Genomic DNA, 25,647 nt, shown 5'->3' with positions numbered 1-25,647 from the left:
AACACCCCATGCCGTCCCGCGGCGTTCGGAAAGGTAGAGACGTGCTCGCAATCGTCGCGCCCGGACAGGGCGCCCAGGCCCCCGGATTCCTCTCCCCCTGGCTCGAGGACCCCGCCTTCGCCGACCGGCTGAACTGGCTGGGGACGGTCGCCGGGCTCGACCTCGCCTTCTACGGCACGCAGGCCGACGCCGAGACGATCAGGGACACCGCGATCGCCCAGCCGCTCCTCGTCGCGTCCGGCCTGGCCACCGCGCTGGCCCTGTTCCCGAGCCCCGCCGACGGCTTCCGACGCACAGGGCTGGCCGCCGGCCACAGCGTCGGCGAGATCACGGCCGCGGCGGCGACCGGCGTCCTCTCCGCCGAGCAGGCGATGGTCTTCGTCCGCGAGCGCGGCCAGCAGATGGCCCTCGCGTCCGCGGCGCGGCCCACGTCCATGATGGCCGTCGTCGGCGGCGACCAGGCCGAGGTGTTGGCCGCGATCGAGGCGGCCGGGCTCACCGCGGCCAACAACAATGGTTCGGGCCAGATCGTGGCCGCCGGCACCGTGGAGCAGTTGGCCGACCTGCAGGCCGCGGCGCCGGCGCGGGCGCGGCTGATCCAGCTCAGCGTGGCGGGCGCCTTCCACACCGTCCACATGCAGCCGGCGGTCGCCCACCTGGAGCGCCTCGCCAGGGCGATCACCACCCAGGACCCGCGCACCCGGCTGCTGTCCAACGCCGACGGCCAGATCGTCGAGTCCGGCGAGGAGTACCTCGCGCGGCTCGTCCGACAGGTCGCGAACCCCGTCCGCTGGGACCTGTGCCTGGCCACGATGGCCGACCTCGGCGTCACCGGCCTGCTCGAACTGCCGCCGGCCGGCACGCTGACCGGGATCGCCAAGCGCAACCTGAAGGGCGTCGAGCTGTTCGCCCTGAACACCCCCGACCAACTGGGCGCTGCCCAGGAGTTCGTGGCCCGGCACGGCGACACCAGCTGGGCCGAGCCGGTGCCCGGCACCCCGTCCCCGCTGGTCGTGGTCTCCCCGGGAAAGGGTGAGTTCCGCAAGACTGTGGGCGTGGAGGTTGAGGTCGTGGTCGCCGCGGGCGCGCCGGTCGGGACCGTGAGCAACCCCAGGGAAACGACAGAGGTCACCACCGCCCACACCGGGGCGGTCGCGGAGTGGCTGGTCGAGGACGGCGACCCCGTCTCGGCAGGACAGCCGCTGCTGCGCATCTCCCCGGCCCAGGACTGAACAGGACACCATGACCGAGATCAAGGCCAGCACCGGCCCCGCCTACGCCCGCATCTACAGCGTCGGGTCAGCCACCCCGTCGCGGGTGATCGACAACGAGTACTTCCTGCAGTTCATCGACTCCAGCGACGAGTGGATCACGCAGCGCACCGGGATCAGGGAGCGCCGCTGGATCGGCGAGGGCGAGAACATCGAGACACTCTCCCTCGAGGCGGCCGGCAAGGCGATCGAGCGGGCCGGCATCGACCGGTCCGAGATCGGTGCGGTGATCCTCTCCACGATCTCGCACTACCACCAGACCCCGGCGCTCGCCCCCAAGCTGGCCACGGAGCTGGGCATCCCGGACGCGGCCGCCTATGACGTGTCGGCCGCGTGCGCGGGCTTCTGCTACGGCCTCGCGCAGGCCGAGTCGATCGTCCGCTCCGGCCAGGCCAAGTACGTCCTCGTGATCGCGGGCGAGACGATCAGCGAGATCACCGACATCCACGACAGGGGCACGGCGTTCCTGTTCGGCGACGGCGCGGGCGCTGTCATCGTGGGGCCGAGCGAGACCAACGGCATCGGCCCGGTCGTGTGGGGCTCCGACGGCTCCCAGGAGGGCGTGATCTGGCAGACCGCCGACTGGCACCAGGCCGTGTCGAGCGGGGAGTTCCCCAAGCTCGGCATGGACGGCCGCTCGGTGTTCAAGTGGGCGACGAGCTTCATCGCCCAGGCGACCAGGAAGTGCCTCGACGAGGCGGGCGTCTCGCCGGACCAGCTCGAGGTGTTCATCCCGCACCAGGCCAACGACCGGATCACCGACACCCTGCTGCGCTACCTCAAGCTGCCCGAGAACGTCGTCGTGGCCCGCTCCATCCGCCACCTCGGCAACAACTCGGCCGCCACGATCCCGATGGCGATGGACGAGCTGCTGACCAGCGGCCAGGCGAAGAGCGGCCAGACCGCCCTGATCATCGGCTTCGGCGCCGGCCTGGTCTACGCCGGCCAGGTCATCACCCTCCCCTGATTCCCCGGACGCGTCCGGACAGCAAGCCCCACCTAGTAAGGAGAAACCCATGGCAACCACCGAAGAGATCCGGGCCCAGCTCGCCGAGCTCGTCAACGACGTCGCCGGCACCCCGGTCGAGGACGTGCAGCTCGACAAGTCGTTCGTCGACGACCTCGACGTCGACAGCCTGGCGATGGTCGAGATCCTCGTCGGCTGCGAGGAGAAGTTCGGCGTCACCATCCCGGACGAGGAGTCCAAGAACCTGAAGACGGTCGGCGACGCCGTCGCCTACATCGAGGCCCACAGCTGACGCTGTGCCCGACCCGGTCGGGCCCGCCGGCACCCGGCGGACCCGACCCCACCGGCCGACCAATCCCGCACCTCACCTCGGAGAGACATGACTGAGATCGTGATCACCGGCCTCGGGGCCACGACACCGCTCGGCGGCGACCTGGCGTCCACCTGGGAAGGCCTGCTGGCCGGCCGCTCGGGCGTCACCCGCATCCCCGAGGAGTGGGCGGACGACCTCCCGGTGAAGATCGCCGCGCACGTGGCGGTCGACCCGTCCGAGATCATCGACAGGGTGAAGGCACGCCGGCTCGACCGGTCGACCCAGCTCGCGCTGATCGCCGCGCAGGAGGCGTGGACGGACGCCGGCTTCGACTGGGAGGGCACCGACCCCGACCTGGTCGACCCGCAGCGCCTGATCGTGTCGCTGGCCAGCGGCATCGGCGGCCTGCACTCGCTGCTGAACAACTGGGACGTCCAGCGCGACAAGGGCTACCGCAGGGTGAGCCCGTTCACGATCCCCATGCTGATGGCCAACGCCCCCGCGGCGAACGTCGGCATGCAGGTGCACGCGAAGGCCGGCGTCCACACCCCGGTGTCGGCGTGCGCGTCCTCGAACGAGGCGATCGCACTGGCGATCGACCAGCTCCGGCTCGGCCGGGCGGACGTCGCGCTCGTGGGCGGCACCGAGGCGACCATCCACCCGCTGCCGATCGCGGCCTTCGGCCAGATGCAGGCGCTCAGCCGACGCAACGACGAGCCCGAGCGCGCGTCGCGTCCGTGGGACGTGGACCGCGACGGTTTCGTGATGGGCGAGGGCTCCGCGCTCCTCGTCATCGAGACGCTCGAGCACGCCAAGGCGCGCGGGGCGAAGATCTACGGCACGCTGGCCGGTGCCGGCATCACCGCCGACAGCCACGACATCGTCCAGCCCGACCCCACCGGCGAAGGCCAGTTCGGCGCGATGACGAAGGCGATCAGGGACGCGGGGCTGAGCGCGTCCGACATCCGTCACGTCAACGCGCACGGCACGTCCACGCCGCAGGGCGACCTGACCGAGGCCGGCTCGATCCGGCAGGGTCTGGGCAGCGCGGTCGACGACTGCATCGTGACCTCCACGAAGTCGATGACCGGCCACCTGCTCGGCGGCGCGGGCGCGCTGGAGACGGTCGCCACCGTGCTCGCCCTGCGCGACCGGCTGGTGCCGCCGACCATCAACCTCGACAACCCGGAGCCCGACCTCGGCATCGACATCGCCGCCAACGTCGCGCGTCCGCTGCCCGAGGGCGACCTGGCCGCGATCAACAACTCGTTCGGCTTCGGCGGCGCCAACGTCGCCGTCGCGGTGACGAACGCGAACCTGACCGCCTGACCCGCGTCCCCGTTTTCGCGCCGGCTCAGCCGACCTGGTGGAGCCAGCGGACGGGTGCGCCGTCCCCGGCCTGGCGGAACGCCTCGAGTTCGGCGTCCCAGCGGGCGCCGAGGAGTTCCGCGACGCCCTCGGCGAGCGGCTGGCGGCCGAGCGCGTCGGCGAGGATGGCCTGCTTGAGCCGGTCCTCGTGGACCATGATGTCGCCGTGGACGCCGATGGACGCGGCGAAGATCCCCAGTCGCGGCGTGTACGCCCAGCGCATTCCCTCCTGGCCGGCGGAGGCGTCCTCCGTCACCTCGAAGCGGGCCCGCGCGCAGCCGCGGAGGGCGCTGGCCAGTTGCGCGCCGGTGCCGATGCGTCCGTGCCAGGTGAGCTCACCACGCAGGGAGCGCGGTTCGGCGGGCTGGGGGGACCAGTGGAGCTCGACCGGCGCGCCGAACACAGCGCCCACGGCCCACTCGATGTGCGGGCGCAGCGCTGCCGGCGCGGAGTGGACCAGGATGATCCCGCGCGTGCTGGACATAGTCGGCGTCCCCTTTCGCTGAGATGTGCCTTCCCCAGCCACCTCAGTCCCACGGGGACGTGCCCATTCTGCCCCACCCGTCCCGTCCGTACCAGCCCCGGGCGGGAGCGGCACGATAGGAACCGTCCCCATCGTGCCGGGCACGAAGGAACCGTCCCCACGTGCTGGTGGGACCGCGAGGTTCACCGGGTTATCAGCGGTGGTGCGGCGGCCTCGCTGAGTGACCGCGAGGTTCCCCGGGTAATGCGCCGCTCCACCGAGCCGATAACCCCGGAAAGGTCGCGGTCAGCTCACCGGCCTGTCGAGGACCCCGCCATAACCCCGGAAAGGTCGCGATCAGCTCACCGGCCTGTCGAGGACCCCGCCATAACCCAGGAAACGTCGCGGTCAGCCCCACTCACTCCGGCCCTGCCGAAGCCGCCTGCTGATCACGGCGTTCCCGAGTCTCGGGCCCTCGCAGGAGAGGCGGCTCTCTGTGCTTCGTGCCGTCGTGGGGATCGATGGGGACGGTTCCCAACGTGCCGCCCGGGCGGATATGACGCCGCGGGCTGCTGCTGGTTAGCTTGGGGCATGCCCGACATCGCTGCGAACCTCGCCGCGGTCCGGGCGCGCATCGACACGGCGTGCGTGGAGGCGGGCAGGGCGCCCGGCTCGGTCCGGCTGCTGCCGGTGAGCAAAACCCGGCCCGCCTCCGACGTCCTCGCCGCCCACGCTGCGGGCTACTCGCGCTTCGGCGAGAACAAAGTCCAGGAGGCCAGCGCCAAGGCCTCCGATCTGGAGGGCACCCCCGGCCTGGAGTGGGTGATGATCGGCCACCTGCAGACCAACAAGGCCCGCGTCGTCGCCGGGTTCGCCAGCGAGTTCCAGGCGCTCGACTCCCTCCCGCTCGCCGCAGAGCTCGACCGCCGCCTGCAGACCGCCGGACGCCGGCTCGACGTGCTGATCCAGGTGAACTCCTCCGCAGAGGACTCCAAGTTCGGGCTCCCCCCGCAGGACGTCCCCGCCTTCGCGAAGGGACTCACCCCGTTCGATGCGCTCCAGGTGCGCGGCCTGATGACCCTCGCCCTCCCGTCCCCCGATCCCGCGCAGGTCGGCGCCTGCTTCGAGCGGGTCGTCGACGTCCAGCGCCGGCTGCGGGACGCCTCGGTCGACGGCCAGGGCTACGACGAGCTGTCGATGGGGATGTCGGGCGACTTCGAGCTCGCCATCGCGCACGGTGCCACCGTCGTCCGGCTCGGCACGGCAATCTTCGGCGCCCGCGGCTGAACTAGCCGCCACGGGCCGGACGGCTGCTACGGCCAGCGGGCGGCCAGCGAGATCACAGCGATGCCGGCCAGGATCGCGAACCCCAGCGCGTAGCCGGCGTACGCCTCGGTGACCTCCTGGTCGACTTTCATGTAGCCCACCTGGCGCGCGATGGAGGAGTACACCTGCTTGAGCTCGTTCTCCGAACCTGCGGCGAACGCCTTGCCGCCGGAGATCTGCGAGATCTGCCGCAGCTCCGCGGGGTTCACCGGGACGGGCTCGCGACGGCCGTCGTTCTCGACGTAGCCGTTCTCCGTGCCGTAGGCGATCGTGTAGATCGGGATGCCCTCCTTCTTCGACTGCTGCGCCGCCTGGTCGGACGGGCGCCCGACGTTGGTGTAGCCGTCGGAGAGCAGCACGATCGCGCCGGGCGCCGTGCTGTCGGGGTCGTTCGGGTCGGGCGGCGCCTGCGCCATCGCGTCCAGCGCAGAGTAGATGCCCTCGCCGATCGCCGTGGACGGGGCCACCTGGAGGTTCTCGATCGCCGCCGACACCACCCCACGGTCGGTGGTGGGCGGCACCACGACGGCGGCCGTGCCGGCGAAGCTGACCAGCGCGACGTTGAACCCGGTCGGCAGCATCTCGAGGAAGTCCTGCGCCGCCGACTTCGCGGCAGCGAGCCGGTTGGGCGCGACGTCCTCGGCGATCATCGAGCGCGACACGTCGATCGCCAGCACGATCGTCGCCCGCTCCCTCGGCACCTCCACCTGCCCCTTCGGCTGCGCGAAGGCGACGTTCAGCGCGGCCAGCGCGAGCACGGCCGCGCCGACGGCGACGTGGCGCTTCCACGCCTGCTGTCTGGGCAGGACGCGCTGCAGGTTCGTGATCTGGTGCGGACGCGCCTTGCGCGCGCGCCGCCACAGCAGGAACAGGTACAGCCCCACCAGCAGCGGGATCAGCAGTAGCCACCACAGCCGCTCGGGTCGCATGAACTCAAGGTCGAACATCTACGGCCACCTCGCTCCCAGCGACACCGCCGCCAGTGCCGCCACCACCGCGAACGCCAGGCCGTAGCCCGCCCACAGCGCGGTGGTCTCCTTCTTCGTCGGGGTGTAGCCCACCTCGCTGCGGATGTTGTTGTACACCTTGTTCAGCTGTTCGAGGTTCTCCGCGGAGAACGACTGCCCTCCCGACCCCTGCGCGATGGTGGCCAGCAACTCGGTGTCCGGCGGGACGCGCTCCCGCGTGCCGTCGAGGTCGACGTACCCGTTCTCGGTGCCGTAGGCGATCGTGTAGATCGGCACGCCCTCCTTCTTCGCCTCCGCCGTCGCCTGCGCGGGCGCGCGCCCTGCGGTGTTCTGGCCGTCGGAGAGCAGCACGATCGCGCCGGGAGCCGTGGACGAGTCCGTCCCCTTCGGCGCCAGCTGGAGGGCGTTCAGCGCGGTGTAGATCGACTCCCCGATCGCCGTCGAGTCGGCCAGCTTGAGGCTGGTGATCGCCTGCTGCACCTGGGTCCTGTCGGTCGTCGGCGGGAGCACCACGGCCGGGTTCCCGGACAGGCTCACCACCGCGACGTTGTACTGCTCGGGCAACGCCTTCACGAAGGTCTGCGCCGCGGTCTTGGCCGCGTCCAGCCGGGTCGGCTGGACGTCGGTCGCCGCCATCGACCGGGACGTGTCGATGACCAGGACGATCGTCGCCCGCTCCCTGGGCACCATCTCGATGCCGTTCGGACGCGCCCACGCCAGGCTCAGCGCGAGCAGCGCGGCGAGCGAGAGCCCCACGGCGAGGTGTCGACGCCACTGCGACTGCTTGGGCACCACCCGGGACAGGATGGCGGTGTTGGTGAACCGCATCCCGGTCTTCTTCTTGCGCCGGACCAGATAGATGTACGCCGCGACCAGGAGCGGCACCACGAGCAGGATCCAGAGCCGCTCGGGCTGGAGGAAGGACGGCGGCCAGGTCACTTGGTCACCCCGCTCGGCGGCTGGTGCAGCATGCTGGCCGTCCTCCGGTAGGCCAGGACGAAGCGGGCGATGTCATGCACCCAGTCTCTGTCGGTGCGCAACTGGATGTGGGCGGCGCCAGCCCTGCGCAGCGCGATCCGGATCCGCTCCCTCTGGGCGGCGGTGGCCGCGTCCATCCGCTCGCGGGCCGCGTCGTCGGAGGTGTTCACGTAGCGCTCGAAGTCGGTCTCCGGGTCGCGGATCAGCAGGTCGCCGACGTCGGCGAACTCGACCTCGTGCTTGTCGACGACCTCGATCGCCAGCACCTGGTTGCGGACGGCCAGCTGCCGCATCGGACGCTCCCACTCCGGCTCGACGTTCGGGTCCAGCTCGAAGTCGCCCGGGGTGAGGAAGTCGGAGACCACCAGCCGCATCCCGCGGCGGCGCTCGGTCCTGGCCATCCGCTGGATCCCCGCGGCCAGCGAATACGGGCCGGTCGTGTGGTCGGTGACGATCGGCTCGGTCAGCATGCGGCGCAGCAGCCCGTAGAGCGCAGTGCGTCCGGACTGCGCGGGGAAGCGCTTGATCTGGTCGGGACGCATCACCAGGCCGCCGAAGCGGTCCCCCATCTTCTGGCTGAGGAAGCCGATCGTCGCGATCGCCGCGATCCCGAGGTCACGCTTGGTCACGCCCTCGGTCCCCCAGTTCATGGACGGCGTGACGTCCAGCAGCGCCCAGATCTCGAGTTCCCGGTCGGCGATGGTGTCGCGGACGTACGGCGTGGTCGTGCGCGCGGTCACCGCCCAGTCGATCTTGCGGACGTCGTCCTGGCCGGGGACGTAGAGGCGGGCGTCGTTCGCCTCCGTCCCCGGGCCCGGGAGCAGGCCCTGGTGGTCGCCGTGCAGGAAGCCCTCCAGGCGCCGCACGACCGTCAGTTCCAGCCGTCGCAGCGCCGCCTCGGGGGCGAGCTTGTGCAGCGGGATGGTCGCCGACGTCGGTTCGTGCAGCACCGAGGCCACCGCGCCGAGGTCGTCGGGCGGTGGCGCGAAGCCGGGCTGGAGGGTCACGCTCAGTGTCGGGCCTGGTGCGCGGCGTGCGCGGGCTGGCCGGCCGCGTGGGGCTGGTTGTTCCACACCGGCGTGGGCGGCGGCACCATCGCGAGGATGCGCTCGATCACCTGCGCCGGGGTGATGTTGTCGGCGACCGCGTCGAAGCCCAGCACGAGGCGGTGGCTCATCACGTCCCTGGCGACGGCCTGGACGTCGGTCGGCAGCACGTAGTCGCGGCCGTGGATCAGGGCCAGCGCCCGGGAGGCCGCCACGAGGCCCAGCGTGGCTCGCGGGCTGCAGCCGACCTGGATCACGCTGGTCAGGTCGGGCATCCCGAACTCCTCCGGGGTCCGGGTGGCCAGGACGAGGCGGACGATGTACTCGGCGACGAGGTTGTGCACGAACACCTCCGACGCCTGGTCCTGCAGCTGCTTGACCAGTTCGGGGTTGAGCACGGGGTTCGCGGTCGGCGGCCGGACGCTCATCCGGCGCAGGATCTCGAACTCCTCGTTGCCCCGGGGGTACGGCACGTCCACCTTGAGCAGGAAGCGGTCGCGCTGCGCCTCGGGCAGCGGATACACACCCTCGGACTCGATCGGGTTCTCGGTCGCGATCACGATGAACGGCTCCGGCACCGGGTAGGTGGTGCCGCCGATCGACACCTGCTTCTCCGCCATCAGCTCGAGCATCGCCGACTGCACCTTGGCCGGCGCGCGGTTGATCTCGTCCGCGAGCACGAAGTTCACGAACACCGGGCCGAGCGCGATGTCGAACTTCTCCTGCCGCGCGGAGTAGATCCGGGTGCCCACGATGTCGGAGGGCACCAGGTCGGGCGTGAACTGGATGCGGGCGAACTGGCCGCCGACGACGGTGGCGAAACTGCGTACCGCGAGGGTCTTCGCCACGCCGGGAACGCCTTCGAGGAGGCAGTGGCCCTTGGCCAGCAGGGCCACCATCAACTGCTCGACCATGTGTTCCTGGCCCACGATGACCCGCTGCACCTGGGCGATGGCGTCGCCGAGGATCTTCGCGGACTTCGCCGCATCGGATGCGGGAGCCTGGGCGGGCTGGGACGCGGCGGCGGGCGGGGTCGGATCGGTCACGCGATTCTCCTGGTGACGTGCGGCAGGGCGACTTCGGTCCACGATACCGGCTGGCACTGTGGGTCCCCTGTGCAACCACGGCGCGCCCGGGACCGTGCGGCACAATGGGGGCACACGGGCCGCCCGACCCACCGACGAAGGACGAGATGACCGCACCGGAACCGCCGACCGACGGCCCCCAGCCGCCCCGGCTGTCCCCCCTGCTGCCGTCGGACCCCCCGAAGGTCGGCGACTACTGGCTCGACGCCCGCCTGGTGGCCGCACCGTCCGGCGTGGCCTACATCGGGCACGACGCGGTGAACGCGCCGGCGATCCTGATCCTGCTCTCCGAGGGGGCGGCGGCGGACGCCGGCGCCAGGGAGCGCTTCGCCGGCACGGTCAATCAGCTGCACATCGACACGGTCCTCGCCCGCGGGGGCCACGGCCAGGCCGACGGACGCCTCGGCGGCCGGTACGCCGACGACAAGCTCGACGACCCGAAGATCGGCGAGGACGTCCCCGCCACCCCGTGGGTCGCGCTCGCCTACGACGCGTCCCCCGCCTCGCAGGAGGAGGCCTCCCGGATCCTGGCGGAGGTCGACATGTCCAGGGTGGCGCCCCAGGGTGCGCCCGCGGGGCCTGACTACCAGCTGCCCTGGCTCGACCGGACGCGGCCGGGCGTCGCCCGGCTCTGGCCGCTGCCGTGGCCGGGCCGCCACGACCGGGCGGGCTGGCTGTCGATCCTCGTCTCCTGGCTGCTGATGCTGTTGCTGGCCGCCCTCGCCGTGCTGATCGCGATCCTGATCTTCCAGCAGTCCCCGCCGGTCTCTCCCCCGCCGCCGGTCCCGACCAGCGCGTCCGGGTCGCCGCAGTCGGGCTCGCCGTCCCCGCAGTCGGGTTCGCCGTCCCCGCAGTCGGGGTCGCCCAGCCCGTCGTCGGCGTCTGCGTCCCCCTCGCCGCAGTCCGGGTCGCCGTCGCCGCAGTCGGGCTCCCCGTCCGGGCCGGGATCTCCGACACCGAACTCCCGGCTGTGACCGGGCCGTCGGCGCTCCGCCCACGGCTGATCGCCACCGACCTCGACGGCACCTTCCTCGGCCCCGACCACCGGGTCTCCGCCACGAACCTCTTCGCCGCGCGCAGGGCGGCCGAGCTCGGTGTCCCCTTCGTCGTGGCGACCGGCCGTCCATTGCGGTGGCTGGACGTGCTGGACGACCTGGCCGAGGCGCACTCACAGGTGATCGTCAGCAACGGCGCCGCGGTATTCGACCTCGCCGGGCGGACGATCGTCCGCAGCTTCCCGCTCGACCCCGCGGTAGTGCTGGAGGTCGCCGAGGCGATCCGGACGGCCGTGCCCGGCACCACCTTCGGCTTCGAGACCGCGACCGGGTTCGCGGGCGAGCCGTCCTGCCCCTCGGTGGAGCGGACGGGCGACGCCGCCGTCGTGGCCGAACTGCCGGAACTGCTGTGGTGCATCGGGCCGGTGATCAAGCTCCTCGGCTACCACACCACGCTCGACAGCGACGCGCTGGCCGAGCGGGCGGCCGCCGCCGTCGGCGACCGCCTCACCCTCACCCACTCGATGACCTCCGGCGCGTACGGGCTCGTCGAGGTCAGCGCACCGGGCGTGACGAAGGCGAGCACGCTCGCCCTGCTCTGCGCGGAGCTCGGCGTGGACGCCTCCGACGTGGTGGCGTTCGGGGACATGCCGAACGACGCCGCGATGCTGGCGTGGGCGGGCCGCGGCTACGTCGTGGCGAACGGCCACCCCAGCCTGCTCGCGGCCGGCTTCGAGGTCGTCCCCGGCAACGACGCCGACGGAGTGGGACGCACCGTCCTCGACCTGCTCCGCTGACCGTCCCTCAGGCGGTCGGGGTGGTGTCGCTGAACGCCGTCCTCGGAACGAACAGGAGGGCGACGGCCGCGGCCAGCGCGGTCACGCCGCACACCGTCCAGACCGTCACATAGCCGCTGAAGGAGCCCGCCGTGCCGGCCGCCGACCCGTCGGCGTGCGTGGCCAGCGCGATCCCGAACACGGCGGACGCGACCGCGCCACCCACCGTCTTCACCGAGTTCGTCAGGCCGGTCGCGACGCCGGTCTGCCCGTGCGGGGCTGCGGACGCGGCCGCGGCGGGCAGCGCGGCGACCAGCGCGCCGGAGCCGAGGCCGGCGACCACCATGTTGGTGAGGGTCTGCGCGTAGGTGGCGTGGAACGGCAGGAACAGCAGGTACCCGATGCCGACGATGGTGCTCGCTCCGACCAGCGCCCACCGCGGCGTGACCACCCGCGTGACCAGGGGGAACAGCAGCGCACCGCCGGCCAGCGAGAGCACGTACACCCCGATCAGGATCGAGGTCTGGCCGCTGGTCGCGCCGAGACCGTACCCGTAGGTCGCGGGGTCGGTGCGCGCGAACGTCGACAGCGGCGCCTGCGCGCCCAGCACGCTCACCCCGAACAGGCCCGCGGTCAGGAACACCGGCCACAGGGAGGGGTTGGCGAACATCCGCACGTCCACCACCGGGTCGTCGTGGCGGAGCTCCCACCGCACGAACGGGTAGAACAGCGCGAGCCCCGCGGCCAGGGCCAGCCACGCGACGACGCTGCCCGGGCCGTTCACTCGGAGCAGGAACAGGCCGCCGGTGAACGCGAGCAGCGCGGCAGCCACCAGCAGCAGGCCGGTGGTGTCGAACCGTCCGCCGTGGAGCTCGGGCGACTCCTTCACGCCGAACAGGATCACGAAGAAGCAGGCCGCCACCGCCACGGCGGGGATCCAGAGGATGTACGGCAGCGGGATGACGTCGATCAGCTGGCCGGCCGACAGCGCGGCGATGATCACACCCACCTCGAGCGCAGCGACGAGCAGCCCGGCCGCCCTCCGGGTCAGCGCGGACGCGTGGCCGGTGGCCCGGGCGCGGGAGAAGACCAGCGCGGTCTCCAGCGGCAGCCACACCACGTAGAACCCCTGCAGCGACCACGCCAGCAGGAACAGCCAGAAGTTGCCGGTCAGCGGCATGGCGGCGCTCGCGAGCGCCGTCAGCGCGGTGGAGACCAGCAGCATGCGCCGGTGGCCGACCATGTCGCCGAGCTTGGCGAAGGCGGGGATGACGATCGCCGCCACCATGGCCTGGCCGCCCTCCAGCCAGTTCACGTCCGCGTCCGGGACGCCGAAGTGGCGCGCGATGTCGGTGAGCAGCGGCGTGTAGAAGCCCTGGATCACACCGCTGGTGAGTTCGACGAACACCAGGAATCCGACCACGGCGCCGAGCGCCCCGAAGCGGACGCGGCCGGCGTCGGTGGCGGAAGCCGTCTCACTCATGCGGGGAGCCCTTTCAAGAGCGCCCGGTAGCAGCGCTCGCCGCGGACCAGGCTGTCGACGGCCACCCGCTCGTCGCGTCCGTGAATGCCGGCACGGTCGGCCTCGGGGACGTACAGCGGCATGAACCGGTAGACGAACGGGCAGAACCGGTGCCAGTGCCGGCCGTCCGTGGCGGCGGTGGTGAGGTACGGGATGGTCGGCACCCCGGGGTAGCCCGCGTCCACGCTCGCGGCGATCAACGCGAACTGCGCGCCGTCGGACGGGGACTCGGGCGTCGGCTCGTCGCCCTCGACGACCCGCACCGAGACCTCCGGGTCGGCGATCACCCTGCGCAGCCGGGCCACGACGCCCGTCGTGGTCTCGCCGACGTTCACCCGGATGTTCAGCGTCGCTGTGGCGTGGGAGGGCAGCACGTTGGCGCTGCTGCCGCCGGTCAGCATGGTCGGGGCGAGGCTGGTCCGGACGAGCGCCGCGCCGTCGGCGCCCCCGGCCACGGCCAGCAGGCGGGCCGCCAGCCACGGCGCGGCCGCCGCGGCCCGCCAGGCCCTGGCGTACGCCCCCTCGGCGTGGTCGGCGAGCGCGACCAGCAGGCTGACGACCGTCCGCGACATCCGGACGTCGAACGGGTTGCGGTTGAGTCGGGCGACCGCCCGCCCGATCCGCCCGACGGCGGTCAGCCCGGTCGGCGCGGACGCGTGGCCGCCCGTACCGCCCGCGGCCAGCTCGACGGTCATCACGCCCTTCTCGGCGAGACCGACGACGGCGAACGCCCCGCTGACGCCGGGGAACGGGATCTCGCTGATCGCTCCGCCCTCGTCGAGCACCAGCCACGGTCGGACGCCGCGCTCGTGCAGCGCGGCGGCCATCTGCCGGGCGGTGGCGCCGTGCACCTCCTCGTCCGGGCCGAAGCAGAGCAGGACGGGGCGCGGGGGCGTCCAGCCTTCGGCGAGGAGGTTCTCGACCGCGTCCAGCAGGGTGCAGAGCGCGCCCTTGTCATCCAGCGACCCGCGCCCGTACACGTGGCCGTCGGCGACCCGGCCCTCGAACGGCGGCACCGTCCACTCCGCCTCCTGCCCGGCGACGGGGACGACGTCGTAGTGCGCCATCAGGACGACCGGGTCGGCGTCGGCGTCAGCGGCGGGCGACCAGGTGTAGACCAGCCCGAGCCCGAACCGTTCCCTGGCCAGGTGGGCATGGACGAGCGGATACAGCTCGCCGAGGAGCGCGACCAGGTCCTCGAACGGCCCGTCCCCGCTGACCTCCCGCTCTGCGGAGACGGTCGGGACGCGGACGAGCGCGGCCAGTCGGTCCTCGATGCCGGGTCTCGCTGCGGCGGCATCCACCGGTGCGGCGAACTGCATGGCCGGAGCCTAGACCCGGATCTGTGCACGGTGACGGCGTAGGGTCGCGAGCGTGGCCAGCGAACTCGCCCGGATCATCGAGAAGAGCCGCCGGATCGTGTTCTTCGGCGGCGCGGGGGTGTCCACGGAGAGCGGGATTCCCGACTTCCGCTCGGCCGACGGCCTGTACTCCCGGTCCACCGGCACCCGGTACGCCCCCGAGGAGGTGCTCAGCCACTCGTTCTTCGTCCGGCACACCGCGGAGTTCTTCGACTACTACCGCTCACACCTGCTGTACCCGGACGCGAGGCCGAACGCCGCCCACCTGGCCCTCGCCCGGCTCGAGCAGCGGGGCCGGCTCACCGCCGTCATCACCCAGAACATCGACGGCCTGCACCGGCGCGCGGGGTCGAAGGACGTCCTCGAGCTGCACGGCAGCGTCCACCGGAACACCTGTGTGCGCTGCGGTCGCGGGTTCGGGCTGGACGCGGTCCTGGCAGCCGATGGGGTGCCCACCTGTGCCTGCGGGGGCGTGATCAAGCCCGACGTCGTGCTGTACGAGGAAGCGCTCGACCCCGCGGTGATGGACGCCGCGATCCAGGCGCTGAGGGCTGCGGACACCGTCATCGTGGGCGGCACCTCCCTCGTCGTGTACCCCGCCGCGGGGCTGCTGGGGGCGTTCGGGGGCGACGAACTGGTCCTGATCAACACCGCGGCCACCGACCACGACCATCTGGCCACCCTGGTGGTTCGCGAGCCGATCGGGGAGGCTCTCGGCGCCGCCGTCCCCTGAGGCACCGCCGTCGGGGGCCACGAGCCCTCGACCCCGTCCGGCGGCTCGGGCAGGATGGCCCGCATGGCGGGTGGGGACGCACAGCAGGTGGTCGTGGACGGCCGCGCCGTCAGCCTGACCAACCTCGACAAGGTGCTCTATCCCGCCACCGGCACGACGAAGGGCGAGGTGATCGCCTACTACGCGGAGGTCGGACGCGTCCTCGTGCCACACCTGCGGCAGCGTCCGATCACCCGCAAGCGCTGGCCCGACGGGACGGGCGCCGAGGGCGACCACGTGAACGTGTTCTTCGCCAAGAACCTGCCGAAGGGGACGCCGGACTGGGTGCGGCGGTACCCGATCACGCACTCGGAGGGCACCAACGACTATCCGGTCGCCGACGACGTGGCCACGCTGGTCTGGCTGGCCCAGCTCGCCGCGCTCGAGCTGCACGTCCCGCAGTGGCGGTTCGCCGAGGACGGCACTCCCCTGCCGCCGGACCGGCTGGTCCTCGACCTCGACCCGGGCGAGGGCGTCGACCTCGCCGGGTGCGCGGAGGTGGCGGGCTGGGTCCGGGAGGTGCTGGACGGGGCGGGGCTGCCCGCCTACCCAGTGACGTCCGGGAGCAAGGGCATCCACCTGTACGCCCACCTAGACGGCTCGCTGGACCCGGCCGGGGCGTCCGCGCTGGCGAAGGAGCTGGCGGAGGCGCTGCAGGCCGAGCATCCCGACCGGGTGACCGCGGTGATGCGGCGGACCGAGCGGCCCGGCAAGGTGTTCATCGACTGGAGCCAGAACAACGGCAACAAGACCACGATCACGCCCTACTCGCTGCGTGGGCGGACGCGGCCGACCGTCGCTGCGCCGCGGACGTGGGACGAGCTCGCCGACCCCGACCTGCGCCACCTCGAGTTCGGGGAGGTCCTCGCCCGCCTCGCCGACGCCGGCGACCTCCTCGCTGCCCTCGCCCCGGACGCGTCCCCCGCGGACCAGTCGTCAACGGTCCCTGAGGAGCGAGCGCAGCGAGCGTCACGAAGGGCCGCCGCCACCGACGACCGCCTCGCCACGTACCGCGGCATGCGGGATGCGACGAAGACGCCGGAGCCCGTCCCCTCCGACGCCCCGCAGCACACGGACGGGCGCTCGTTCGTGATCCAGGAGCACCACGCGCGCCGCCTGCACTACGACTTCCGGCTGGAGCGGGACGGGGTCCTGGTCAGCTGGGCGGTGCCGAAGGGTCCCCCGACCGACCCGAAGCAGAACCACCTGGCCGTCCCCACCGAGGACCACCCGCTGGCGTACGGGTCGTTCGAGGGGACGATCCCGAAGGGCGAGTACGGCGGCGGCACGGTGACGATCTGGGACGCCGGCACCTACGAGCTGGAGAAGTGGCGGGACGCGGAGGTGATCGTCGTCCTGCACGGCCGCCCCGACGGTGGCCTCGGCGGCAGCCCGGCCCGCTTCGCGCTGATCCGCACCGGCAAGGATTGGCTCATGCACCGCATGGCCCTCCCGGAGGACCAGCTCCCCTCCACGGCCCCTGAGGAGCGAGCCCCCTCCACGGTCCCTGAGGAGCGAGCGCAGCGAGCGTCACGAAGGGCCGCCGAGCCTTCCACGGTCCCTGAGGAGCCAGCGCAGCGAGCGTCACGAAGGGCCCCCGCCACGACCCCCGAAGCACTCACGCCGATGCTGGCCACGCTCGCCACCCCCGCGAGCCTCGGCGACGAGGACGACTGGGCCTTCGAGATGAAGTGGGACGGGGTCCGCGCGATCGTCCGCCTCGACCATGGCAGCGCCTCCCTCACCAGCCGCAGCGGACGCGACGAGACCGCCCGCTACCCCGACCTCATCCCCGACCTGGCCGCGCTGCCCTGCGACGACGCCGTGCTGGACGGGGAGATCGTGGTGCTGGATCCGCGCGGGGCGCCCGACTTCGGCCTGCTCCAGCCGAGAATCAACCTCACGAAGGCCACCGACATCGCCGCGCTCGCCGCGTCCGCCCCCGCGCAGCTGATGCTGTTCGACCTGCTCGCGCTCAACGGGCAGGACCTCACCGCCCAGCCGTACGAGGTGCGCCGCGAGCTGCTCGCGTCCCTCGAGCCGACGCAGGCAGCCGGGCGCGTCCACGTCCCTCCCGAGTTCCACGGCGACCTCGCCTCGGCGCTGGATGCGAGCCTCTCCTTCCACCTGGAGGGGGTGGTCGCCAAGCGGCGCGGGTCCCCCTACGAGCCGGGCCGGAGGGCGCGGACGTGGCTGAAGATCAAGCACACCCGCGCGCAGTCGGTCGTGGTGGGTGGGTGGCGCCCGGGCCAGGGCAACCGCGCGGGCTCGCTCGGCTCGCTGCTGGTCGCGGTGCCGGACGGCGACCGGCTGGTCTACGTGGGCCGGGTGGGTTCGGGTTTCACCGACGCCGGCCTGAAGGCGGCCCAGGAACTGCTCGCACCGCTGGCCACCGACCGGCCGGGCATCGACGGCGTCCCCGCCGAGGACGCGAGGGACGCGCGGTGGGTGGAGCCGGTGCTGGTCGGCGAGGTCACCTACGCGGAGCGGACGGGGCCGGGGCGGCTCCGGGCCCCGGTCTGGCGGGGATGGCGTCCCGACCAGGCCCCGGGAGACGTCGTGTGGGAGGAAGCTACGCAGTAGTCCCGGGCGCGCGGCGCGCCGAACCGGCGAATAATGGCCGAGCAGGGAGGTGCTCTCGATGTCGGAACTGCACGAGGCGCTGGAGGTCGCGCACCGGTTGGCGCTCGACTGGCTGGACTCCCTGCCGACCCGCGACGTGCCCGGGAGAGCGGCGGCCGAGGACGTCGCCGCGCTGCTCGGCGACCTGCCGGACCACCCGAGCCCCGCGCCGGACGTCGTGCGGCACCTGGCCGCGGCCGTCGAACCGGGACTGACCGCGATGGCCTCGCCGCGCTGGTTCGGGATGGTGATCGGTGGGACGCACCCGGCCGCGCTGGCCGCGGACTGGCTGACCTCGGCGTGGGACCAGAACAGCGCGCTGGAGGCGGTGACGCCCGGCACGGTCGCCGTGGAGCACGTCGTCGACGCGTGGCTGCTGGACCTGCTCGGGCTGCCGGCGGACTCCGGTGTCGGGCTGGTCACAGGGGCGACGATGGCGAACTGGACGTGCCTGGTCGCCGCGCGGGACGCCGTCCTGCGCCGGGCCGACTGGGACACTGCGGTGCAGGGCTTGTCGGGCTCGCCCGCGGTGCGCGTCCTGGTTGGGGACGAGCGCCACGACTCGGTCGACTCGGCGTTGCGGTTCGCGGGCCTCGGCCGTCCAGAGCCGGTCGCGTCCGACGACCAGGGCCGGATAGACGTGGACGCGCTGGCGTGGCACCTCGACAGGGCGGCCGGGGCTCCGGCGATCGTGGTGCTCCAGGCCGGCAACGTCCACTCGGGGGCGTTCGACGACTTCCCCGCCGCGATCGCGGTCGCGCACAGGGCGGGGGCGTGGGTGCACGTGGACGGGGCGTTCGGGTTGTTCGCTTCCGCGTCCCCGAGGCTGCGGCACCTGGTCGAGGGCTGCGCGGCGGCCGACTCGTGGACGACCGACGCGCACAAGACGCTCAACGTGCCGTACGACTGCGGGATCGCGATCGTCCGGGACGACGCCTCGATGCGGGCGTCGATGGGCATGCGCGGCGAGTACCTGATCCAGGACGAAGCGGGCGGCGACCCGTTCGACCGCGTCCCCGAGATGTCGCGGCGCGCGCGGGCGGTGCCGGTATGGGCGGTGCTGGCCGCGCTGGGACGCAGCGGCGTGGCGGAGCTGGTCGAGCGGTTCTGCCGGCACGCGACGATGTTCGCCGAGGGGATCCGCGCGATCCCGGGCGCCGAGGTGCTGAACGACGTGGTGTTCACGCAGGTCTGCGCGCGGTTCGGGTCGGACGAGCGCACCCGGGAGGTGGTGCGCGACATGTTGGCCGACGGGAAGGCCTGGACGTCGGGCTCGCGCTGGCACGACCGCGCGGTCTTGCGGGTGGCGCTGTGCAACGGGTCGACCACCGACGAAGACGTCGAGGCGACGTTGGCCGTGTTGCGCAGGGTGGCGGGCTGACCGTGGACGTCGTGGCCGGAGTGTTCATCGACGGTGAGTGGGTGCTGGCGTGCCGACGGCGGGCCGGGCTGACGGCGGCCGGGCGCTGGGAGTTCCCGGGAGGCAAGCTCGAGCCGGGCGAGCGCCCGGAGGCCGCGCTGGAGCGGGAGATCCTCGAGGAGCTGGGCGTGGAGGCGGAGGTCGGGGCGCTCCTCGACCGCTCCACGACCATGGTGGACGGGACGCCGATCACGCTGTCGTGCTACTTCGTCCGGCCGCTGGAGCAGCTGCCCGCGTCCAGCACCGACCACGACCAGTTGGCGTGGTGCGTCCGGTACCGCCTGGTCTGGCTGGACTGGGCGCAGCCCGACCTGCCGGCCGTCCGGGGCCTCGCGTTCGCCGACAGCGGTTGGTGAGGAGCGAGCTCACCGTCCACGGTCGCTGAGGAGCGAGCGCACCGAGCGACGTCAACGGTCCCTGAGGAGCGAGCGGAGCGAGCGCCCGCGTTGGGCCGCCAGCACCAGCCACAATGGGAGCATGGCCCTCTTCGGACGCACGACGATCGACGACCCCGACCTCCGGCAGCTGACCGGCCGCCGCCGCGTCCTCGCGTCCGGACGGAGTCCGGTCGGGCAGGTCCTCGGGCTGGCGGACGCGCTGATGTTCGCCGGGCCGGACGGGACGCGGGAACTCCCCTGGCACGAGATCGCGACGGGGGGATGGACCCGGGAGACGAACACCCTGCGCTGGACCACGGTCGACGGCGAACAGGGCGAGCTCGAACTCGTCGAGACGGGGCTGCTCCCCGACCTGTTCAACGAGCGGGTGACCGCGAGCATCGCCGTGGTCCGCACCGTGTCCCTGGCAGGTGCGGGGTCCGCGGTGATCACGGCCCGCCGCAACCTCGGCGACGATGCCGCCGCGCTGGTCTGGAGTGCCACTCCGGGACGGGGCACGACCCCCGAGCAGGTGGCCGCCGACCCCGTCGTCGGCGACGAGCTGGCCCGCCTCCGCGCCGAATACGACGTGGGCTGAACTTCTGGTAACGTAACGACTCGCGCCCAGCGCGATCCCCTGTAGCTCAATTGGCAGAGCGTCGGACTGTTAATCCGTAGGTTCCTGGTTCGAGTCCAGGCGGGGGAGCTTCGCTTTGTTCGGCCCCTGATCAGGGGTTTCGCACCCACACCGGCCGCCGCCGACCTCACTTCGGACCGCGCCGACGTCCTTGAGTGTGACTTCGTCCACCGTGTTCGGTGGACCAACTCACATCGAGACGGGCCCCGGCGTCGGGACGCGGCCCCGGCCCGGGAGGCTCAGCTCGCCGGGTCGTACCCGAACTCGCGCAGTTCCTGGTCGCAGCGGCAGGCCGCGGCGATCCGCCGCGCCCACTCCTCCGCCTCCTCTCGTGTCGGGATCTCGAGGACGGTGAACCCCCCGGTCAGCTCCGAGCCCGGATAGGTGCCGGACGCCACCGACCCGTCCGCGGACACCCGCACCGGCGCGACCGACTCGTCGATCCCGCCGCCGAACACATACACGCCGGCGGCCTTCGCCTCCTCGATGACGGCATGGGAGTCCTCCACGACGGCGGGAAACTCCTCCTCGGTCAGCACCATCGCCCGGCTCGGGAAAGTGATGAGGTACTTGGTCATCCCCCGATGCTGCCCGCGGCCGGGACGGACGGCAAGGCGCAGAGGTGCGGTGGCGCGTCCGCACCGCGCGCAGCATGGGAGGATGCGGGCATGGCGGGACTCCTGGTGGCGGGCACATCCTCCGACGCCGGGAAGTCGCTCGTGGCCGCAGGGCTGTGCCGCGCGTTCGCGCGCCGCGGCCTCCGGGTCGCCCCGTTCAAGGCCCAGAACATGAGCAACAACTCCATGGTGTGCGCGGACGGCTCCGAGATCGGCCGCGCCCAGTACCTGCAGGCCCTCGCCGCCGGGGTGGAGCCGTCATCGGTGCACAACCCCGTCCTGCTCAAGCCCGGCACCGACCGCCGCTCGTTCATCGTGCTGCGCGGTCAGCCCGCCGGCACCCTCGAGGCGGGCGAGTACGTGGGCGGGCGGACGCGGCTCGCCGAGGCCGCCTTCGCCGCCTACGCCGAACTGGACGCGTCCTACGACCTCGTCGTCGCCGAGGGGGCCGGGTCGCCGGCAGAGATCAACCTGCGCGCCGGCGACTACGTGAACTTCGGGCTGGCCCGGCGCTTCGGCCTGCCCGTGGTGCTCGTCGGCGACATCGACCGGGGCGGCGTGCTCGCGTCCGTCTACGGCCACTGGGCGATCGTCGACGACGCCGACCGGGCCACCCTCGCCGGCTACCTGGTCAACAAGTTCCGGGGCGACCAGTCCGTCCTCGACCCCGGGCTGGAAGAGCTGACCGCCCGGACCGGACTCCCCTGCTTCGGCGTCCTGCCCTGGCTCGACCAGGTCTGGCTGGACAGCGAGGACGCGCTCGCCTTCGCGAAGTGGCCCCGCCTTCCCGGCCGCGCCGGGACGCTCCGGGTGGCCGCGATCCGGTTCCCGCGGATCTCGAACGCGACCGACCTCGATGCGCTGGCCGCTGAGCCCGGGCTGGACGTGTTCGCCACCGCGACGCCTGCCGACATCGAGAGCGCGGACCTCGTGGTGCTGCCCGGCAGCCGCTCGACCCTGGCCGACCTCGACTGGCTGCGCCGGCTGGGCCTGGCCGACGCCCTCGCCCGGCGGGCGGCAGCGGGCCGTCCGATCCTGGGCATCTGCGGGGGCTACCAGATGCTCGCCGAGGTGATCGACGACCCCGTGGAGTCCGCGCGCGGCACCGAACCGGGCCTCGGCCTGCTGCCCGTCCGCGTCCGGTTCAGCCCGGAGAAGGTGCTCGGCCGCCCCCGCGGGTCGTGGCGGGGCCACGAGGTGGTCGGCTACGAGATCCACCACGGGGTGGTCGAGCCGACCGGGGGCGAGCCGTTCCTCGACGGCGTCCGGCTGGGCAACACCTGGGGCACGATCTGGCACGGCGCCTTCGAGAACGACGCGTTCCGGCGCGCGTGGCTCACCGAACTGGCCGCCACCGTCGGCTCGTCGTGGACGCCCGCCGAGGACCAGCCCGGCTTCGCCGAGCGCCGCACGCAGATGCTCGACGTCCTCGCCGACGCCCTGGAGGAGCACGTCGACCTCGACGCGCTGCTCGCCCTCACCCGCTGAACGCCACGGCACGAAAGAACCGTCCCCCCCGTGCCCGGCACGAGAGAACCGTCCCCCCGTGCCCGGCAAGATCCACTCCAGTCACCGAGGGCCACCCTTCCCGTCGACAGCCCTCGTTCAGACACGGGCTCTCGACGCGAACGGTGGCTCTCGGGCACGAACGGTGGCGCTCAACGTTCCGGCGAGCGCCCTTCGTAACGCGGTCGCTCGTTCCTCACGACCGCTCCTCAGGGACCGAAAGGCGAGCGGTCGCCTGCCCCCACGGCCCCTGAGCACTCCCGCGACGGGCACCAGCCTGAGGACACCGGGTACGAAACGGTCCCTGAGGAGGCCGGCGGGTGAGGGACGAGCCCGCCGACCGTCACGAAGGGCCGCCGCCACCGGAGGAACTCGCTGTTCCGGACGGCACGACAGGAACCGTCCCCATCGTGCCGGGGGAACGCTGGGGACGGTTCCTGGCGTGCCGCGTCAGGCCGCGGCGTCGGCGAGGACGGCGGCGACGAGGCCCGCGATGTCGGTGACGCCGGTGGGGTCGACGCCCAGTTGGGCGGCGGCCTCCAGCACCAGCGGGCGGCGCAGGCGGGCGGACGCGACCAGGTCCGCGTCCGACAGCATGGCGACCGGGTCGCCGTGGTGCACGACCCCGTCGACCAGGACGGCGACCCGGTCGGCCCACCACAGCGCGAAGTCGACGTCGTGGGTGGAGATCACGACGGTCGTGTGCGCGGCCCGCAGGCTCTCCAGCGCGGCGACCATCTCGTCCACCCCCTGCGGGTCCAGGCCGGCGGTCGGCTCGTCGAGCAGCATCACGCAGGGCTCCATGGCCAGCGCCCCCGCGATCGCCACCCGCTTGCGCTGCCCGTAGGACAACTCGTGGATGGGCCGCTCGGCAAGGTCCTCGATCGACAGCACGGCCAGCGCGTGGTCCACCCGCTGTCGCACCTCCGCCTCCCCGAGACCGAGGTTCAGCGGCCCGAAGGAGACATCCCGGAACACGTCCGCGGCGAACAGCTGGTCGTCGGGGTTCTGGGCCACCAGCTGGACGACCTGCCGGTGCGACTTCAGTCCTGCGCGGTCGAACGCGAGCGTTCCTCCGTCCACCAGCACCTCACCCGCCCCGGGCCGGACCGACCCGGCCAGCGTCCGCAGCAGGGTCGTCTTCCCCGAGCCGTTCGCCCCGAGCAGGGCGAGCCGCTGCCCACTCGGGACCTCCAGGCTCGCCCCACGCAGCACCCGCCGCTGCCCGAAGGCGACCTCGAGCCCGGACGCAGCGAGCTGCCGGTGGCTCATCGCCGCACCTCCCAGGCCACGGTGACCCCGACGAGCGCGACCAGCACCGCCACGCTCGCGGCAAGGAACGCTGCCGAGCGCCGCCGGGGCGGGTCGAGGGTGCGCAGCGAGTCGGTGTACCCGCGGGCGGCGAGCCCGTCCTCGAGCCGACGCGCCCGGTCCCAGGAGCGCAGGAGCAGCACCGCCACACCCATGGACGCCGACCGCATCGCGGCCGTCCGGCTAGCGTAGCCGAGCCGCGCCTCCTGCGCGGCATGGATCGCGCCGACACTCTCCAGCAGTCCGAACGTGAACCGGTAGACCAGCGCGGCGATCTCCACCAGCGGTTCCGGCACCCGGAGCCTGCGGAGCGCGCTGAGCAGGTCGATCATCGGCGTCGAGCAGGCCAGGGTGAACATGGCCAGGGTCGCCGCCACCGCGCGGACGGCGAGGCCGGCGGCTGCCTCCGTCCCCACCGGGGTCACCCGGACGCGCAGGCCGGCGTCCCAGCTGACGCTGACCGCGACCGTCGCGACCCCGATCAGGATCGAGACCAGCGGCACCACGACGATCCGGCCCAGCCGCGCCCACCCGACCCGGATCGGGCCGAGGAGCAGGACGAGGCTCACCACGCCCACCGCCGCGGCCCCCGGGATCGCCGGCAACGAGACCGCAGCCGCGAGCAGACCGAGCGAGAGCAACCCCTTGTCCCTGACCGATCGGGACCGCCACGGGCTGGACCACGCGGCGTGGTCCAGCGCGAGACCATGCATCAGTCCGTCGGTTCGGACGCGGGAGCGGGGCCCGTCGTGACCGGGGCAACGGCTTCGCCGCGCCGGCGTCCCCACAGGGCGCCGATGGCGAACCCGAGCACCGTCCCGCCGATCGCGGCCTGGAGCGCGAACAGCCCCGACTCCACCTCACCCGACTCGGGCTGGAAGAACGGCTCGAACCACGGCACATAGCCGGGGTGGGACGCCTCGATCTGGGCCGTGGCGGCCGAGTCCGTGCCGACGAACCGCTCGTCGGGGTTGGTGTGCAGCCCGCCGACGACGAAGCTGACGCCGAAGACGAGCACCAGCGCTGCGACGAGGGCGATCGTCGTCCAGGTCCTCCTGCTCATCTCAGGCCACCGCTTCCTTCACGGCGGGCGTGAGCACGCCGAGACGTTCGAGCTCCGGCTTCGCGACGTCGGTGAGCAGGCGGAACACCAGCACCCCGAGGATGCCCTCGGCGATCGCCAGGGGAACCTGGGAGATGGCGAAGACGCCCATGAACTTCGCCACCGAACCGGCCAGTCCCGACACCGGGTCGGGGAATGCGAGGCCCAGCTGGACGCTGGTGACCAGGTAGGTGGACAGGTCGGCGAAGGCCAGCGCGAGGAACACGCCGACGTTGCGGTGCCAGCCGAGCCGGCGGCTCAGCGTCCAGAAGGCGAAGCCGACCCAAGGCCCGGCGATCCCCATGCTGAACACGTTGGCGCCGAGGGTGGTGATCCCCCCGTGGGCCAGCAGGAGCGCCTGGAAGACCAGGACGATCGTGGAGAGGAACGCCATCACGGGCGGACGGAAGAGGACCGCGCCCAGACCGGTGCCGGTCGGGTGCGACGACGACCCGGTGACAGAGGGCAGCTTGATCGAGGAAAGGACGAAGGTGAAGGCACCGGCGGCGGCGATGAGCAGCCGTGACTCCGGGTGCTCCTGCGAGATTCTGGATGACCTTGCGCGCTCCGTGGATGACGAACGGGGTCGAGACTGCGTACCAGGCGACGCAGTGGGCAACAGGCAGGAATCCCTCAGCGATGTGCATCGACGAGTTCCCTTTCTAGGTGACGTGGCCTAAAGGAACAGCTCGCCCACGCACGTATCTGACTTCCCATCGCTGGGTCACAGTGGCCCGACCGTCCCGGACTCGCACCGGGTTCCGTGTCGTGGACGACACCGTGATCCTGCCACCGATCGCGCCCGTCTACGCAATTTCGCGTAGAACTGGTCGATCGTCGGACG

Annotated in this window: 24 protein-coding genes, 1 tRNA gene, 1 pseudogene and 1 riboswitch; of the genes and pseudogenes, 14 read left to right on the top strand and 12 right to left on the bottom strand. The window is 72.5% G+C overall.

Annotation, left to right across the window (positions count from 1 at the left end):
- Positions 1 to 41 precede the first annotated feature (41 nt).
- The 4 genes from QM779_RS03130 (at position 42) to QM779_RS03115 (ending at position 3,880) form a co-directional block, all read left to right on the top strand.
- A complete protein-coding gene (locus QM779_RS03130; protein ID WP_428531459.1) occupies positions 42 to 1,232 on the top strand; it encodes an acyltransferase domain-containing protein in 1,191 nt (396 codons plus the stop codon).
- A gap of 10 nt (positions 1,233 to 1,242) precedes the next feature.
- The gene (locus tag QM779_RS03125; RefSeq protein ID WP_428531456.1) at positions 1,243 to 2,238 is read left to right on the top strand and encodes a beta-ketoacyl-ACP synthase III; all 996 of its coding nucleotides are present in this window, start codon (positions 1,243 to 1,245) and stop codon (positions 2,236 to 2,238) included.
- Positions 2,239 to 2,287: 49 nt separating this feature from the next.
- Positions 2,288 to 2,530 (top strand): acyl carrier protein, encoded by a 243-nt coding sequence (locus QM779_RS03120; RefSeq protein WP_415154541.1) that lies wholly within the window; start codon positions 2,288 to 2,290, stop codon positions 2,528 to 2,530.
- An 87-nt stretch (positions 2,531 to 2,617) separates the two neighbouring features.
- The gene (locus QM779_RS03115) at positions 2,618 to 3,880 is read left to right on the top strand and encodes a beta-ketoacyl-[acyl-carrier-protein] synthase family protein (protein ID WP_428531452.1); all 1,263 of its coding nucleotides are present in this window, start codon (positions 2,618 to 2,620) and stop codon (positions 3,878 to 3,880) included.
- A gap of 25 nt (positions 3,881 to 3,905) precedes the next feature.
- Here the strand turns inward: QM779_RS03115 and QM779_RS03110 are convergent, their stop codons facing one another.
- Positions 3,906 to 4,403, bottom strand: a complete 498-nt coding sequence (locus QM779_RS03110) for a DUF3145 domain-containing protein (RefSeq protein ID WP_428531449.1) — start codon at positions 4,401 to 4,403, stop codon at positions 3,906 to 3,908.
- A 570-nt stretch (positions 4,404 to 4,973) separates the two neighbouring features.
- Here QM779_RS03110 and QM779_RS03105 point away from each other — a divergent pair.
- Positions 4,974 to 5,669 carry a YggS family pyridoxal phosphate-dependent enzyme gene (locus tag QM779_RS03105; protein WP_428531446.1) on the top strand — a complete coding sequence of 232 codons (696 nt, stop codon included), beginning with the start codon at positions 4,974 to 4,976 and terminating at the stop codon, positions 5,667 to 5,669.
- A gap of 26 nt (positions 5,670 to 5,695) precedes the next feature.
- Here QM779_RS03105 and QM779_RS03100 read toward each other — a convergent pair whose 3' ends face one another.
- The 4 genes from QM779_RS03100 to QM779_RS03085 are packed head-to-tail and all read right to left on the bottom strand — an operon-like array spanning position 5,696 to position 9,668.
- Positions 5,696 to 6,655 (bottom strand): VWA domain-containing protein, encoded by a 960-nt coding sequence (locus tag QM779_RS03100; RefSeq protein WP_428531443.1) that lies wholly within the window; start codon positions 6,653 to 6,655, stop codon positions 5,696 to 5,698.
- Positions 6,656 to 7,615 (bottom strand): VWA domain-containing protein, encoded by a 960-nt coding sequence (locus QM779_RS03095; protein ID WP_428531440.1) that lies wholly within the window; start codon positions 7,613 to 7,615, stop codon positions 6,656 to 6,658. It abuts the gene before it with no gap.
- The gene (locus QM779_RS03090; RefSeq protein ID WP_428533043.1) at positions 7,612 to 8,613 is read right to left on the bottom strand and encodes a DUF58 domain-containing protein; all 1,002 of its coding nucleotides are present in this window, start codon (positions 8,611 to 8,613) and stop codon (positions 7,612 to 7,614) included. The genes QM779_RS03095 and QM779_RS03090 overlap by 4 nt, the downstream gene beginning before the upstream one ends.
- 50 nt (positions 8,614 to 8,663) lie before the next feature.
- Positions 8,664 to 9,668, bottom strand: coding sequence for an AAA family ATPase (locus tag QM779_RS03085; RefSeq protein ID WP_428533040.1), 1,005 nt, complete (start codon positions 9,666 to 9,668; stop codon positions 8,664 to 8,666).
- A gap of 224 nt (positions 9,669 to 9,892) precedes the next feature.
- Between QM779_RS03085 and QM779_RS03080 the strand changes: the two genes are divergently transcribed.
- Together QM779_RS03080 and QM779_RS03075 are read left to right on the top strand one after the other, a co-directional pair.
- Entirely contained in the window at positions 9,893 to 10,759 is an 867-nt protein-coding gene (locus QM779_RS03080) for a hypothetical protein (protein WP_428531437.1), read from the top strand.
- Positions 10,756 to 11,577, top strand: coding sequence for an HAD family hydrolase (locus tag QM779_RS03075; RefSeq protein ID WP_428531434.1), 822 nt, complete (start codon positions 10,756 to 10,758; stop codon positions 11,575 to 11,577). The genes QM779_RS03080 and QM779_RS03075 overlap by 4 nt, the downstream gene beginning before the upstream one ends.
- 7 nt (positions 11,578 to 11,584) lie before the next feature.
- Here the strand turns inward: QM779_RS03075 and QM779_RS03070 are convergent, their stop codons facing one another.
- Positions 11,585 to 13,039 (bottom strand): MFS transporter, encoded by a 1,455-nt coding sequence (locus QM779_RS03070; RefSeq protein WP_428531431.1) that lies wholly within the window; start codon positions 13,037 to 13,039, stop codon positions 11,585 to 11,587.
- The gene (locus tag QM779_RS03065; protein WP_428531428.1) at positions 13,036 to 14,400 is read right to left on the bottom strand and encodes a M20/M25/M40 family metallo-hydrolase; all 1,365 of its coding nucleotides are present in this window, start codon (positions 14,398 to 14,400) and stop codon (positions 13,036 to 13,038) included. Before QM779_RS03065 ends, QM779_RS03070 begins: the two co-directional genes overlap by 4 nt.
- Before the next feature lie 52 nt (positions 14,401 to 14,452).
- Here QM779_RS03065 and QM779_RS03060 point away from each other — a divergent pair, with 52 nt between their 5' ends.
- From QM779_RS03060 to QM779_RS03035, 6 genes are all read left to right on the top strand, one after another.
- Positions 14,453 to 15,172, top strand: a complete 720-nt coding sequence (locus QM779_RS03060; RefSeq protein ID WP_428531426.1) for an NAD-dependent protein deacylase — start codon at positions 14,453 to 14,455, stop codon at positions 15,170 to 15,172.
- A 63-nt stretch (positions 15,173 to 15,235) separates the two neighbouring features.
- Positions 15,236 to 17,794 (top strand): ATP-dependent DNA ligase, encoded by a 2,559-nt coding sequence (locus QM779_RS03055; RefSeq protein ID WP_428531423.1) that lies wholly within the window; start codon positions 15,236 to 15,238, stop codon positions 17,792 to 17,794.
- A 58-nt stretch (positions 17,795 to 17,852) separates the two neighbouring features.
- Positions 17,853 to 19,214, top strand: coding sequence for a pyridoxal phosphate-dependent decarboxylase family protein (locus QM779_RS03050; protein ID WP_428531420.1), 1,362 nt, complete (start codon positions 17,853 to 17,855; stop codon positions 19,212 to 19,214).
- Between the two features lie 11 nt (positions 19,215 to 19,225).
- Complete coding sequence (locus tag QM779_RS03045) at positions 19,226 to 19,609, top strand: (deoxy)nucleoside triphosphate pyrophosphohydrolase (RefSeq protein WP_428531417.1); 384 nt, start codon at positions 19,226 to 19,228, stop codon at positions 19,607 to 19,609.
- A gap of 121 nt (positions 19,610 to 19,730) precedes the next feature.
- Positions 19,731 to 20,228, top strand: a complete 498-nt coding sequence (locus QM779_RS03040; RefSeq protein WP_428531414.1) for a hypothetical protein — start codon at positions 19,731 to 19,733, stop codon at positions 20,226 to 20,228.
- Between the two features lie 35 nt (positions 20,229 to 20,263).
- Positions 20,264 to 20,336: transfer RNA gene (locus QM779_RS03035), tRNA-Asn, on the top strand.
- Positions 20,337 to 20,506: 170 nt separating this feature from the next.
- Here QM779_RS03035 and QM779_RS03030 read toward each other — a convergent pair.
- Positions 20,507 to 20,845: a YciI family protein gene (locus tag QM779_RS03030; protein ID WP_428531411.1), complete on the bottom strand. Its 339-nt coding sequence runs from the start codon at positions 20,843 to 20,845 to the stop codon at positions 20,507 to 20,509.
- A gap of 90 nt (positions 20,846 to 20,935) precedes the next feature.
- Here QM779_RS03030 and QM779_RS03025 point away from each other — a divergent pair, with 90 nt between their 5' ends.
- Positions 20,936 to 22,372, top strand: coding sequence for a cobyric acid synthase (locus tag QM779_RS03025; protein ID WP_428531408.1), 1,437 nt, complete (start codon positions 20,936 to 20,938; stop codon positions 22,370 to 22,372).
- A 468-nt stretch (positions 22,373 to 22,840) separates the two neighbouring features.
- On the opposite strand, the gene QM779_RS03020 is transcribed toward QM779_RS03025, so the two are convergent.
- The 4 genes and pseudogenes from QM779_RS03020 to QM779_RS03005 all read right to left on the bottom strand — a co-directional run bounded on the left by QM779_RS03020 (position 22,841) and on the right by QM779_RS03005 (position 25,450).
- On the bottom strand, positions 22,841 to 23,662 hold the full coding sequence (locus QM779_RS03020) for an energy-coupling factor ABC transporter ATP-binding protein (RefSeq protein ID WP_428531405.1): 822 nt from the start codon (positions 23,660 to 23,662) through the stop codon (positions 22,841 to 22,843).
- Complete coding sequence (gene cbiQ / locus QM779_RS03015; RefSeq protein WP_428531402.1) at positions 23,659 to 24,414, bottom strand: cobalt ECF transporter T component CbiQ; 756 nt, start codon at positions 24,412 to 24,414, stop codon at positions 23,659 to 23,661. Before cbiQ ends, QM779_RS03020 begins: the two co-directional genes overlap by 4 nt.
- Positions 24,414 to 24,764, bottom strand: coding sequence for an energy-coupling factor ABC transporter substrate-binding protein (locus QM779_RS03010; protein WP_428531399.1), 351 nt, complete (start codon positions 24,762 to 24,764; stop codon positions 24,414 to 24,416). The genes cbiQ and QM779_RS03010 overlap by 1 nt, the downstream gene beginning before the upstream one ends.
- A gap of 1 nt (position 24,765) precedes the next feature.
- Positions 24,766 to 25,450, bottom strand: a pseudogene (locus QM779_RS03005) (energy-coupling factor ABC transporter permease).
- Between the two features lie 32 nt (positions 25,451 to 25,482).
- A riboswitch (cobalamin riboswitch) is annotated at positions 25,483 to 25,602 on the bottom strand.
- Positions 25,603 to 25,647 lie beyond the last annotated feature (45 nt).

The organism is Propionicimonas sp. (assembly GCF_049840635.1).
Lineage (GTDB): Bacteria > Actinomycetota > Actinomycetes > Propionibacteriales > Propionibacteriaceae > Propionicimonas.
Note: the sequence above shows the minus strand (reverse complement) of the source record. Positions and strands in the feature narration are given on the sequence as shown.

Coding starts and splice junctions, on each gene's coding strand:
- QM779_RS03125 (WP_428531456.1), top strand. CDS start 1,243: ATGACCGAGATCAAGGCCAGCACCGGCCCCGCCTACGCCCGCATCTAC.
- QM779_RS03120 (WP_415154541.1), top strand. CDS start 2,288: ATGGCAACCACCGAAGAGATCCGGGCCCAGCTCGCCGAGCTCGTCAAC.
- QM779_RS03115 (WP_428531452.1), top strand. CDS start 2,618: ATGACTGAGATCGTGATCACCGGCCTCGGGGCCACGACACCGCTCGGC.
- QM779_RS03110 (WP_428531449.1), bottom strand. CDS start 4,403: ATGTCCAGCACGCGCGGGATCATCCTGGTCCACTCCGCGCCGGCAGCG.
- QM779_RS03105 (WP_428531446.1), top strand. CDS start 4,974: ATGCCCGACATCGCTGCGAACCTCGCCGCGGTCCGGGCGCGCATCGAC.
- QM779_RS03100 (WP_428531443.1), bottom strand. CDS start 6,655: ATGTTCGACCTTGAGTTCATGCGACCCGAGCGGCTGTGGTGGCTACTG.
- QM779_RS03080 (WP_428531437.1), top strand. CDS start 9,893: ATGACCGCACCGGAACCGCCGACCGACGGCCCCCAGCCGCCCCGGCTG.
- QM779_RS03070 (WP_428531431.1), bottom strand. CDS start 13,039: ATGAGTGAGACGGCTTCCGCCACCGACGCCGGCCGCGTCCGCTTCGGG.
- QM779_RS03065 (WP_428531428.1), bottom strand. CDS start 14,400: ATGCAGTTCGCCGCACCGGTGGATGCCGCCGCAGCGAGACCCGGCATC.
- QM779_RS03055 (WP_428531423.1), top strand. CDS start 15,236: ATGGCGGGTGGGGACGCACAGCAGGTGGTCGTGGACGGCCGCGCCGTC.
- QM779_RS03050 (WP_428531420.1), top strand. CDS start 17,853: ATGTCGGAACTGCACGAGGCGCTGGAGGTCGCGCACCGGTTGGCGCTC.
- QM779_RS03040 (WP_428531414.1), top strand. CDS start 19,731: ATGGCCCTCTTCGGACGCACGACGATCGACGACCCCGACCTCCGGCAG.
- QM779_RS03030 (WP_428531411.1), bottom strand. CDS start 20,845: ATGACCAAGTACCTCATCACTTTCCCGAGCCGGGCGATGGTGCTGACC.
- QM779_RS03025 (WP_428531408.1), top strand. CDS start 20,936: ATGGCGGGACTCCTGGTGGCGGGCACATCCTCCGACGCCGGGAAGTCG.
- QM779_RS03020 (WP_428531405.1), bottom strand. CDS start 23,662: ATGAGCCACCGGCAGCTCGCTGCGTCCGGGCTCGAGGTCGCCTTCGGG.
- cbiQ (WP_428531402.1), bottom strand. CDS start 24,414: ATGCATGGTCTCGCGCTGGACCACGCCGCGTGGTCCAGCCCGTGGCGG.
- QM779_RS03010 (WP_428531399.1), bottom strand. CDS start 24,764: ATGAGCAGGAGGACCTGGACGACGATCGCCCTCGTCGCAGCGCTGGTG.